Origin of the sequence: Mesorhizobium sp. WSM4310 (genome assembly GCF_007003935.1) — a bacterium.
Classification (GTDB): Bacteria; Pseudomonadota; Alphaproteobacteria; order Rhizobiales; family Rhizobiaceae; genus Mesorhizobium.
Window position 1 is genome coordinate 44,575 of the sequence record NZ_VFTA01000036.1, and the last position, 10,899, is coordinate 55,473.

The 10,899-nt window shown below is 64.2% G+C and carries 8 protein-coding genes; 6 read left to right on the forward strand and 2 right to left on the reverse strand.

From position 1 onward, the window contains the following. Positions 1-99: 99 nt before the first annotated feature. Entirely contained in the window at positions 100-2,115 is a 2,016-nt protein-coding gene (locus FJV80_RS28550) for a thioredoxin domain-containing protein (protein ID WP_142878042.1), read from the reverse strand. Between the two features lie 59 nt (positions 2,116-2,174). Here FJV80_RS28550 and mnmE point away from each other — a divergent pair, with 59 nt between their 5' ends. From mnmE to FJV80_RS28585, 6 genes are all read left to right on the forward strand, one after another. Further along, on the forward strand, positions 2,175-3,506 hold the full coding sequence (gene mnmE / locus FJV80_RS28555; RefSeq protein WP_142878043.1) for a tRNA uridine-5-carboxymethylaminomethyl(34) synthesis GTPase MnmE: 1,332 nt from the start codon (positions 2,175-2,177) through the stop codon (positions 3,504-3,506). A gap of 342 nt (positions 3,507-3,848) precedes the next feature. Then, positions 3,849-5,756: a tRNA uridine-5-carboxymethylaminomethyl(34) synthesis enzyme MnmG gene (mnmG, locus tag FJV80_RS28560; protein WP_142878044.1), complete on the forward strand. Its 1,908-nt coding sequence runs from the start codon at positions 3,849-3,851 to the stop codon at positions 5,754-5,756. Further along, entirely contained in the window at positions 5,753-6,385 is a 633-nt protein-coding gene (gene rsmG, locus FJV80_RS28565) for a 16S rRNA (guanine(527)-N(7))-methyltransferase RsmG (protein ID WP_142878045.1), read from the forward strand. The genes mnmG and rsmG overlap by 4 nt, the downstream gene beginning before the upstream one ends. Before the next feature lie 55 nt (positions 6,386-6,440). Then, on the forward strand, positions 6,441-7,238 hold the full coding sequence (locus FJV80_RS28570) for a ParA family protein (RefSeq protein ID WP_019862172.1): 798 nt from the start codon (positions 6,441-6,443) through the stop codon (positions 7,236-7,238). 81 nt (positions 7,239-7,319) lie between these two features. Further along, entirely contained in the window at positions 7,320-8,207 is an 888-nt protein-coding gene (locus FJV80_RS28575) for a ParB/RepB/Spo0J family partition protein (protein ID WP_095789017.1), read from the forward strand. 533 nt (positions 8,208-8,740) lie between these two features. After that, the gene (locus FJV80_RS28585; RefSeq protein WP_142878046.1) at positions 8,741-9,364 is read left to right on the forward strand and encodes a DUF1326 domain-containing protein; all 624 of its coding nucleotides are present in this window, start codon (positions 8,741-8,743) and stop codon (positions 9,362-9,364) included. 171 nt (positions 9,365-9,535) lie between these two features. On the opposite strand, the gene holA is transcribed toward FJV80_RS28585, so the two are convergent. Next, on the reverse strand, positions 9,536-10,579 hold the full coding sequence (holA, locus tag FJV80_RS28590; RefSeq protein ID WP_142878047.1) for a DNA polymerase III subunit delta: 1,044 nt from the start codon (positions 10,577-10,579) through the stop codon (positions 9,536-9,538). Positions 10,580-10,899: the final 320 nt, after the last annotated feature.

The window sequence follows — 10,899 nt, forward strand, 5'->3', positions numbered from 1 at the left end:
GGGGGTCAGCACTGAGGCTGGCGTTACACCCCCCGTCTCCCGATCTACGCTTCGCCACGATCGCGAGCCGACCCTCCCCACAAGGGGGGAGGTGAGGAGCTATCGCCGCAACAGCCGCTCCAGCTCTCCAGCATCCGTCACCACCGGCAAACACACCTGCCCGGTACACAGCCAGGCCCCGGCTTTGTCGGCCGGCGGCAGAATCCCGCCGGGCAGCAAGGGTCGATTCGTTTCCGAACCAATCGCGGCAATGATGTCGACGCGGCGGGGGTCGGGGCACCGATTCGCAACCGGAACGAGCTTTGGGTCCTCTGGACTGTCGACGATGACCAGTTTCAAAGGTTCGATGGCAAGCGCGCAGGCATTGACGATGCCGGCCTGGCCATAGGCCTGGTGCGCGGCGCGGCCGGCCGCATGTTCGGCGATTTTCCAGGCTTTTTCGCCGAGATCGAGATCGCCGGTAACGGAGGCGAGCCGCACAAGTGCCGCGATGATCTGGCTGGTGGCCGAGGAAATGGCCTCGTCGACATCGCCTCTGATGCGGATCGGCACGTCGGTGCTGTCCGAAGCCGTCAGATAATAACCTGTACCGGTGTCGTCGGCATGCCAATGGTCGAGCTGTTCGATGAACTGCCTCGCCTGGTCGATGTAGCTCCAATCGCCGGACGCCTCGAACAGCGAGATCGCCGCATTGGCCATGGCGGCGTAATCGCTCGACAAGGCGGGAAACAGTTTTCTGGCACCAAGCATGGAATGCGGCAAGCGGCCGTCGCGGCTGGCGCCGGAGATGTGGGCAAACGCCTTGGCCGCTGCCTCGATCCAGTCGGGCCGGCCCAGCGAGCGACCGGCCTCGGCGAGTGCCGCGATCATCAGGCCGTTCCAGTCGGTGAGGGTCTTGGCATCGAGGCCTGGCCTGACGCGCTCCTCCCGCACCGCGAGAAGCCTGGCTTTGAGCGGCATGAGTTTTTCGCGGTCGGCCACGCTTTGGGCTTGCTGGCCACGGGTTTGATGGACGACCGGCTTGCCTTCCCAGCCATGCGGGGCAGAGAGCGTGAAGTATTTGAAAAACAAGGCTGAATCGCTACCAAGGACGGCTTCGATCTCTTGCCGGTTCCAGGTGTAGAACAGCCCTTCCTCGCCTTCGCTGTCGGCGTCGAGGCTGGCTGCGAAGGCGCCGCCGGTGACGCGCATTTCGCGCAGCAGCCAGTCGACCGTCTCTTCGATTCGTATCCGGAACAAATGATTGCCGCTTGCCGAAAAGGCCCAGTTGCAGAAGCGGATCAGCTCGGCATTGTCGTAGAGCATCTTCTCGAAATGCGGCACCAGCCATTCCGCATCGGTTGAGTAGCGGCTGAGCCCACCGCCAATGTGATCGTAGATGCCGCCGCCCAGCATCCGTTCCAGGCTGACCAGCACGTCGTCACGATGCGCGGCGTTGCCACCGCGCAGCCAGGACAGCCACAGCGTCAGCATGAATGGCGCGTTGGGGAATTTCGGCGCGCCACGCAGGCCGCCAAGGTCGCGGTCGATCATGCCGTCGATGCGGCCGGCGAGGTCGGTGAGCGTGCCGCGGTCGAGGCTCTGCCTGGCATGCGTGCCGGAGAGCCGCGCCTCGACATGGGAGGTCAACCCATCGGCGCTCTGGTGCAGGCTGTCGCGTTTCTCGCGCCAGGCCTTGTCGACCGCTTCCATGACCTGGATGAAGCCCGGGCGGCCATAGCGCGCCTCGCGCGGAAAATAGGTGCCGCCCCAGAATGGCTTGCCGTCCGGCGTCAGGAACATGGTCAGCGGCCAGCCGCCTTGCTCGCCCATCGAGGAGAGCGCGGCCATATAGATCTGGTCGATGTCGGGTCGCTCCTCGCGGTCGACCTTGATATTGACGAACAGACGGTTCATGACGGCGGCGACGCCGTCATTCTCGAAGCTTTCATGCGCCATGACATGGCACCAGTGGCAGGCGGCATAGCCGACGGAGAGCAGGATCGGGCGATCGAGCGTCCTTGCTTCTTCGAGCGATGCCGGCGACCAGGCCCGCCAATGCACGGGATTGCCGCTGTGCTGCTGCAGATAGGGGCTGGCCTCTTCGGCAAGCAGGTTTTGCGCGGGCAATGTCACGATGGGCAACTCGGGTTGTTTGAAGGCGCGAGGCTAGGGCGGTTCAACTGAGCGGGCAAATGATTTCAGGCGATTCGATCGTTGCGCTGTCGAGCGGCCGGCTTCCGGCCGGCGTCGCCGTGCTGCGCATTTCCGGCCCACGGACTCGATTCGTGGTCGAAACGATCGCCGGTGGCATGGTTAAGGACCGGGCGGCGCTCCTGCGCAGGCTCAAGGCGCCCGATGGAACCATACTGGACAGCGGGTTGGTCATCTTCTTTCCCGGTCCGGCCAGCTTTACCGGGGAGGATGTCGCCGAATTCCATGTCCATGGCGGACGCGCCGTGGTGGCCAGGATGCTGGAGACGATCGCCGGCTTTGAGGGCGTCAGGCACGCCGAACCGGGCGAATTCACCCGCCGGGCCTTCCTCAATGGCAAGTTCGACCTCGTCGAAACCGAAGCACTGGCGGATCTGGTCAGTGCCGAAACGGAGGCGCAGCGACGCTTTGCGGTCCAGAATGCCGAGGGTGTCCAGAGCGAGCTCTATATGAGTTGGCGACGCCGGCTGATCCACGCGCGGGCGATGATCGAGGCGGAGATCGACTTTGCCGATGAGGAGGACGTGCCGGGATCCGTTTCGGATACGGTTTGGTCGGATGTCCGGGCGATGATCGGCGAAATCGATCGCCACATCGCCGGATTTCATGCGGCCGAAATCATCCGCGACGGCTTCGAGGTGGTGATTCTCGGCGCGCCGAATGCCGGCAAGTCGAGTCTGTTCAACGCCTTGGCGCGGCGCGATGCAGCTATTGTAACGGATGAGCCCGGCACGACCCGCGACCTGCTCGAGGTGACGCTGGACCTCGGCGGCCTGCGCGTCAAGCTGACGGATACGGCCGGCTTGCGCGAGGCGCCGGGCAAGGTCGAGGCGATCGGCATCGAGAAGGCGCGAGCCAAGGCCGACCGCGCCGATCTCTTGCTGCTGCTGGAGGACGCTTTGTCACCCAAGGTCGTCGGCCAGGTTCCGACCACGGCGCCTCTGCTGCATGTCGGCACCAAGGTCGACCTGTTGGAGGAACAGGCGGCCGGGGACGCGGCCGGCAGATACGACTTTGTCATTTCGGTCGTGAATGGGACTGGAGTGGAGGCGCTGCTCGCCGAAATCGGCCGTCGCGCGGCGGTCGCGGCGGGTGATGTCGGCGACATTCTGCCGTCGCGGTTGCGCCATGTCGAACTGCTTGGTGAAGCGAATCGGCATCTGCTTCGCGCTGCTGCCGAGGGTGCCGCAGGCCAGGAACTGCGCGCCGAAGAGCTGCGGCTGGCGGCGGACAGCCTTGGCCGAATCGTCGGCGCGATCGATGTCGAGGATATGCTCGATGTTATCTTTTCGCAGTTCTGCATCGGGAAATGACTCACGTGAAACAATTGCTTGGTTGAATAGGCGGGGTTTCTGAGGTGGTGATGCGTTTGCGGAAGTTGGGGACGCTTCGGCAACCCCTTTGCAGTGACTCACGTGAAACACAGCGCCACGGTCCTCCCTCCGTTTGTGGAGGGTTGGACCGTAGGTCCTCGTGGCGGTCTGCGCCGGTTCCCCCACCCGCTGCTGAGCAGCGACCCGCCCCACAAGGGGGAGGGTAAGGCTAAGGGTAAGGCATTACTCTGTTTCACGTGAAACTTGCCGCGAAGTTTTCTTGACAGCTTGTCCTTGCGAGGACATGTGTCCCTCAATCTTTTTGTGAGTCCAGGATTTGAAATGACCGATCACTATGATGTGGTTGTGGTGGGTGGCGGCCATGCGGGGTGCGAGGCGGCCAGCGCTGCCGCGCGCGCCGGCGCTAGAACCGCGCTGGTGACGCTGCGCTTCGATACGATCGGCGTGATGTCGTGCAATCCCGCAATCGGCGGGCTCGGAAAAGGCCATCTGGTCCGCGAAATCGACGCCATGGACGGGCTGATGGGCCGGGTGGCGGATGCGGCCGGAATCCAGTTCCGTTTGCTCAACCGCCGCAAGGGGCCGGCGGTGCGCGGGCCGCGCACGCAGGCCGACAGGAAGCTCTATCGCCTTGCCATGCAGGAAGCGATTCGGCAGCAGAACGATCTCGACGTGGTCGAGGGCGAGGTGCTGGATTTCGAAATCGACGAAGGGCGGATCGCCGCTGTCCTGCTGGCCGACGGCCGCAGGCTTGCGTGCGGCGCCGTGGTCCTGACGACGGGCACCTTCCTGCGCGGCCTCATTCATATTGGCGAGAAGAAGATCGTCGCCGGCCGCATGAACGAGCAGGCGAGCCTTGGTCTGTCGGCGACGATGGACCGTGCCGGCTTCAAGCTCGGCCGGCTGAAGACCGGTACGCCGCCACGGCTCGACGGAAAGACCATCGACTGGGCGTCTCTGGAAAGCCAGGCGGCGGACGAGGATCCCGTGCCGTTCTCGCTGATGACCGACCGTATCACCACAGCGCAGATCGAGTGCGGCATCACCCGCACGACGCCGGCCACGCATGAGCTGATCCGCGCCAATCTCGGTCGCTCGGCTATGTATTCCGGGTCGATCGAAGGCGTCGGGCCGCGTTATTGCCCGTCGATCGAGGACAAGATCGTCAAGTTCGGTGACCGCGACGGCCACCAGATCTTTCTGGAGCCGGAAGGGCTCGACGACGACACCGTCTATCCCAATGGGATCTCGACCTCGCTGCCGCAGGATGTGCAGCTCGACATCCTCAAGACAATTCCCGGGCTCGAGCATGCGACCATGCTGCAGCCGGGCTATGCCATCGAGTATGATCACGTCGATCCGCGCGAGCTGCATCAGACGCTGGAGACGAAACGTGTCGCCGGTCTTTTTCTCGCCGGGCAGATCAATGGCACGACCGGGTATGAGGAGGCCGCCGGGCAGGGCCTGCTCGCTGGCCTCAACGCTGCGCGGCGGGCGTCCGGCGGCGAGCAGATCGTGCTCAGCCGCACCGAAGCCTATATCGGCGTGATGGTCGACGATCTGACCAGCCGCGGCATCAGCGAACCCTACCGCATGTTCACCTCGCGGGCAGAATTCCGGCTGTCATTGCGCGCCGACAATGCCGATGAACGGCTGACGCCTGTCGCCGAGAGACTGGGGATCGCCTCGGCGCATCGCATGCAGCGCTATGGCGATGTCATGCAGCGGCTCGATGCGGCGCGCGAACTGGCCAGATCGGTGGCGATGACCCCCAACGAGGCGGCGCGGCATGGGTTGGAGATCAACCGGGACGGGGTGCGCCGGTCCGGTTATGAGCTGCTGGCCTATCCCGACGTCGATGTCGCCTGGCTGGCCAGGATCGAGCCTCGGTTCGCGGCGATCGACGCCAGGACCGCCGAGCGCCTCGAAACGGAAGCGAAATATTCGGTCTATCTCGACCGGCAGAAGAGTGATGTCGCTCAGATCCGCCACGAAGAGAGGCGGCTGATCCCGGAGACGGTCGATTTCACCGGCGTACCGGGCCTGTCCAATGAGTTGAAGCAGAAGATGCAGGCGCGGCGGCCGCGGTCCATCGCCGACGCGCAGCGCATGGAGGGCATGACGCCGGCGGCGCTGGCGATCATCGTCGCCCATGTCCGCCACCATGAGAGTGCGCAGAGGCTCCAGAGCGAACAAGTGCCCCAGAGCGAACAAAGGGTTGTTGCGTGAGCTCTTTCTCCTGGAAGAGCCTGCAGGACGCGGCCGGCCCGGTTTCACGTGAAACATTTGATCGCCTGGTGGCGTTCGAAGCCATCTTCCAGAAATGGAATCGCAGCATCAATCTGGTCGCGCAGTCGACCGCGGGCGATGTCTGGCAGCGCCACATCCTCGACAGCGCGCAGCTGGCACGCATAGAACCCAATGCCACGCATTGGGTCGATATCGGTTCGGGCGGCGGATTTCCCGGCCTGGTCATGGCTTTCCTGCTCGCCGAGCGCGACGGGGCCAGCATCGATCTGGTGGAGAGCAACCGCAAGAAGGCGTCGTTCCTGCAGACCGTCATCGGCCAGTTCAACCTGCCGGCGCGGGTTGTCGCGCGGCGGATCGAGGACAGCCATGCGCTTGTTTCGCAACCACAAATCGTCACGGCACGGGCTCTGGCCTCGCTTTCGGTCCTGCTCGACCTGTCGGCGCCGTGGCTGACATCAGGCGCGCGCGGCCTGTTCCATAAAGGCCGGGATTATCGCGCCGAAGTGCAAGAAAGCGTTAACCGATGGGCCTTCGATCTGGTAGAACATGCCAGTGTGACGGACCCCCATGGCGTCATCCTGGAATTGTCTAACCTGCGACCTGTCTGATCTTCGACTTGTCGGGCTATTTGGCGACCCAAAAATGAATTTCTGGCATAAACCCATGAAGAACGGCCCCCGAATCATCACCGTAGCCAACCAGAAGGGCGGGGTCGGCAAGACCACCACCGCCATCAATCTGGCCACCGCTCTGGCCGCGATCGGCGAAAAGGTGCTGATCGTCGACCTCGACCCGCAAGGCAATGCCAGTACCGGCCTCGGCATCGATCGCAAGGATCGCACGGTCTCGTCCTACGACGTGCTGACCGGCGAGCTGGAGCTGGAAGCCGCAGCCATTCCTACCGCCGTGCCCGGCCTGTCGATCGTGCCGTCGACGCTCGACCTGCTCGGCATCGAGATGGAGATCGCCTCGGCGCCCGATCGGGTGCTGCGGCTGCGCAACGCGTTGCGTGCCGCTTCGGCGCGGTCGGCCGGCTTCGGCTACGTGCTGATCGACTGCCCACCTTCGCTCAATCTGCTGACGCTCAATTCGATGGCGGCGGCCGATTCGGTGCTGGTGCCGCTGCAATGCGAGTTCTTCGCGCTCGAAGGCTTGAGCCAGTTGCTGGAAACCGTCGAGCAGGTGCGCCGGTCGATCAATCCGGACCTCACCATCCAGGGCATCGTGCTGACCATGTATGACGGCCGCAACAATCTCGCCAACCAGGTGGTGCAGGATGTCCGCCAGCATATGGGCGACAAGGTCTACGAAACCATTATCCCGCGCAATGTGCGGGTGTCGGAGGCGCCATCCTATGGCAAGCCGGCGATCCTTTACGATTTGAAGTGCTCGGGCAGCCAGGCCTATCTGCAGCTGGCCTCGGAAGTGATCCGCCGCGAGCGCAAATTGCGCGCCGCTTGATTGGATCGGATCCAGAATTAGCAGCCGATTCGATACCGAAACGATCTCAAGACATTTATCCTAAATAGACCTGGAATAGACATGAGCGAAGACCTTTCGAGGAAAAGACTGGGCCGTGGCCTGGCGGCACTGATCGGCGAGATCGATCGTCCGGCGGCGCCGGAGAAGCCCGGGATGAGCGCCGACGGCAAGGTGCCGATCGAGTTTCTCAGCCCCAACCCGAAGAATCCGCGCCGGCACTTTGGCGACGCCGAACTGACCGATCTTGCCCAGTCGATCCGCGAACATGGCGTGGTGCAGCCGGTGGTGGCGCGGCCGTCGCCGACGCAGGCGGGCCGCTACGAGATCATCGCCGGCGAGCGGCGCTGGCGGGCGGCGCAGCGTGCCGGGCTGACCGAGATCCCGGTCATCATCCGCGAGGTCAACGACCGCACCGCGCTCGAGCTGGCGATCATCGAGAACGTCCAGCGCACCGACCTCAACGCCGTCGAGGAAGCGCTGGGCTACCAGCAGCTGATCGACGAGCACGGCTACACCCAGGCCGATCTCGGCAATGTCATCGGCAAGAGCCGCAGCCATGTCGCCAACACGCTCCGGCTGCTGAAGCTGCCGGATGTCATCCGCGACATGCTGGTCGACGGCGCGCTGTCGGCCGGCCATGCCCGCACGCTGGTGACGGCGGAAGATCCGGCCGGCCTTGCCAAGCGCATCGTCGAGGAAGGGCTTTCCGTGCGCCAGGCCGAAGCGCTGGCGCAGATGCCGGCCGGCCCCACGCCGGCCAAGCCGAAGCAGCCGCAAGCCGCGCCGGAAAAGGATACCGACACGCTGGCCCTGGAAAAGCTGATGACCGACACGCTCGGCATGATCGTGGCCATCGATCACAAGGGCAAGGGCGGCGAGCTACGGGTGTCCTACCGCTCGCTGGAGCAGCTGGACGAGCTGTGCCGGAGATTGAAGCAGGAGCGGTAGTTAGCCGGCGAATGACATCAAGCGGAAGCTTGATTTAACGCAGAAAAAGGGGGCTGGCTGTTGGGTCAGCCCTTTCGTTTTGCCAGGGCTGGCGACACGAGCTGATGGGGGGCGATGCTGGCGGCGGCGGTAGGCGATTGGCCGATCTCCCCCCTTGTGGGGGAGATGGCTGGCAAGCCAGAGGGGGGCGCTGGCCCGCCGACATCTCAATGGATAGTGATGCAGCTTCAGGTAAGTCTCTCGGCCAGTCGAAGCTGGCCGAGGCAGCGCTCTACGGCGCCCCCCTCTGCCCTACCGGGCATCTCCCCCACGAGGGGGGAGATTGCAGCGTTGCCGATTTCGCCAATCGCCAGCCGTGGCGCCCGCGGCTTGACAGTGCCGGGCAACGGCGTAATTAATATTAGATATGGCTTAAATTAATTGCCCTAGCGTGCCGGTCGCGGCGAGGGCTATTCGCCATTCCAGCAATAGTCGTGAAATGGCATCGCCTCGCCAAATGATATGCCGACGCGCCTGACGCATGGGAGGTGCAAATGGCAGTCCGTTGGCAATTGTCCGGAAGTTACTTCGAAAATTGCAGCTGCGATGTCGTGTGTCCTTGCCTGCTGTCCACCAAGGCGCAGCTGACATCGAGGCCGACGAAAGGCGTTTGCGACGTCGGCCTGGTCTTTCACATCGATACGGGCAATTACGGCGACGTTCGATTGGACGGGCTCAGTGTCGCATTGGTCGCTCACACGCCGGGTCCGATGGCAGACGGCAATTGGACGGCCGCCGCCTATATCGACGAACGGGCCGATGACGGGCAGACAGAGGCGCTGGGGGCCATCTTCACTGGCGGCGCGGGTGGCCCGATGGCGGTGTTGGCACCCTTGATCGGCACGAACCTCGGCGCCAAGAAGGTGCCGATAGACTACCGGATAGACGGCAAGAAGCGGTCGGCGGCGATTGCCGGCGTCATGCAGATGGCGGTCGAACCGCTGCCGACGATGCGCGAGGACGGGCAGATGTGGGCGGCCACCGGCCATCCCGTCAATCCCGACTGGCTCGGCATGGCGATGGGGGCGCAAGGCAGCACGTTCAGCGATCATGGCATGAGCTGGGACAATTCCGGCCAAAACGGACATTACGCCCCGATCAATTGGTCCGGTCAGTAGCCGTTGGCGCCGCCGACCTTCCAACCCCTGGGCGCCATGACAATGGATTGACTTATGGGCAGCGCCCGGCGCCGAAAAGGCGAAGATCGACTCTTTGTTTTGACGCAATTGCCAAGGGAAGGTGCTGCGCGCTTCCCCGGGAAAACCGCTCACACTCTTCCTGGAATTGCTCTAACGCTGCCCCAGCCTGGCGCTTTCCACGGCAATGCCGAGCAGCGCCTGGCGCGCCAGTGCCTCGGACAGATCGGGCCGTTTGCGGGTCTGCAGCACCGCGGTCTGCAACCGGGTCAGCGCGCGGCTCAGCGCATCGCTGCTCCAGCGCTCCAGCGCCTTCTCCACCAGCTTGCGCCGCGAAAAGAAAACCGGCGGGCGCGCGCCGGCGACGACCGATGCGGCATTGCGTCCGCCAGAGTCCATCTGGCCACGCATAATTTGAATCTGCTGGAACTGGCGCATCGCCGAGGACAGCACCAGGAAGGGCGGGCCGCCCGACTGGCAGTGGCGGGTGAAGGCGGTGTCGAAGTCGCCGATCTTGCCTTCGAGCAGCGCGTTGACGGCGTCGTCGAACGAGGCGCCTGACACGTCGCCCGACATCGCCCTGATATCCTCCAGGCCGATCTCCTTCTGGCCGTGGGCGTAGAGGATGAGCTTTTCGATCTCGCCGCGCGAAGCGAGCCTGTCGCCGCCGAGATTGCGGCGCAGCGCCTGTCTCGCCTCCAGCGTCATCGACATGCCGGCCTTGCGCAATTCATCGTCGATGACCGTGTCGATGTCGCGCGCCTCATCGGCGTAGCAAGGCAGCGCCATGGCGTTGTCCGCAGCTTCGACCACGGCCCGCAGGCCGACGCCTTTCTTGAGATCGCCGGCCTCGATGAGGATGATGGCATCGCGCGCGGGCTCCGCCGTCAGCGCCTTGACGTCCTCGGCTAGCGCCTTCTGGCCGGTGGCATTGCGCACCCAAAGCAGCCGGCGGTCGGAAAACATCGGCACGGTGCGGGCCTCGTCGAGCAGCCGGCCCTCATCGCGGTCGACCTCCGAACCCTCGAGCCGGACCACGGAAAACGGATCGTCGAGCGGCAGGCCGGTCTTTTCGGCAAAGGCCTTTGCGCGCTCGGAGACGAGGCCGCGATCGGGGCCGTAGAGCAGGACGATGGACATGCGCGCGTCAGGCTGCGCGAGCCAGGAATCGACCTCGAAAGCTTTCTTCTGTGCCATGGGGGGTGGTTAGCATGGCACGAGGGCGAGGTGAACGACTTCGATAGACGGGAGGGGAGAAACGCGGATTTGGAAGCAAAGATCGACCCCCACTCCGTCTCGGCTTCGCCGAACCAGGCGCGGTTTCGTCGAGCTCGACGCCCTTCCTCTCCCTCCGGAGGGGAGAGGTGGCGCTGCGAAGCAGCGACGGGGTGGGGGAAGGCGGTCCTCAAATGCGCCGCCGCTGACAACTCATCACAGGGCCTCGATAAGGGCGGAGGGCATTGTCCGGCTTGAAGTAACGACGGGCGAGTCAGGTCGACCCCCACTCCGTCGAGCTT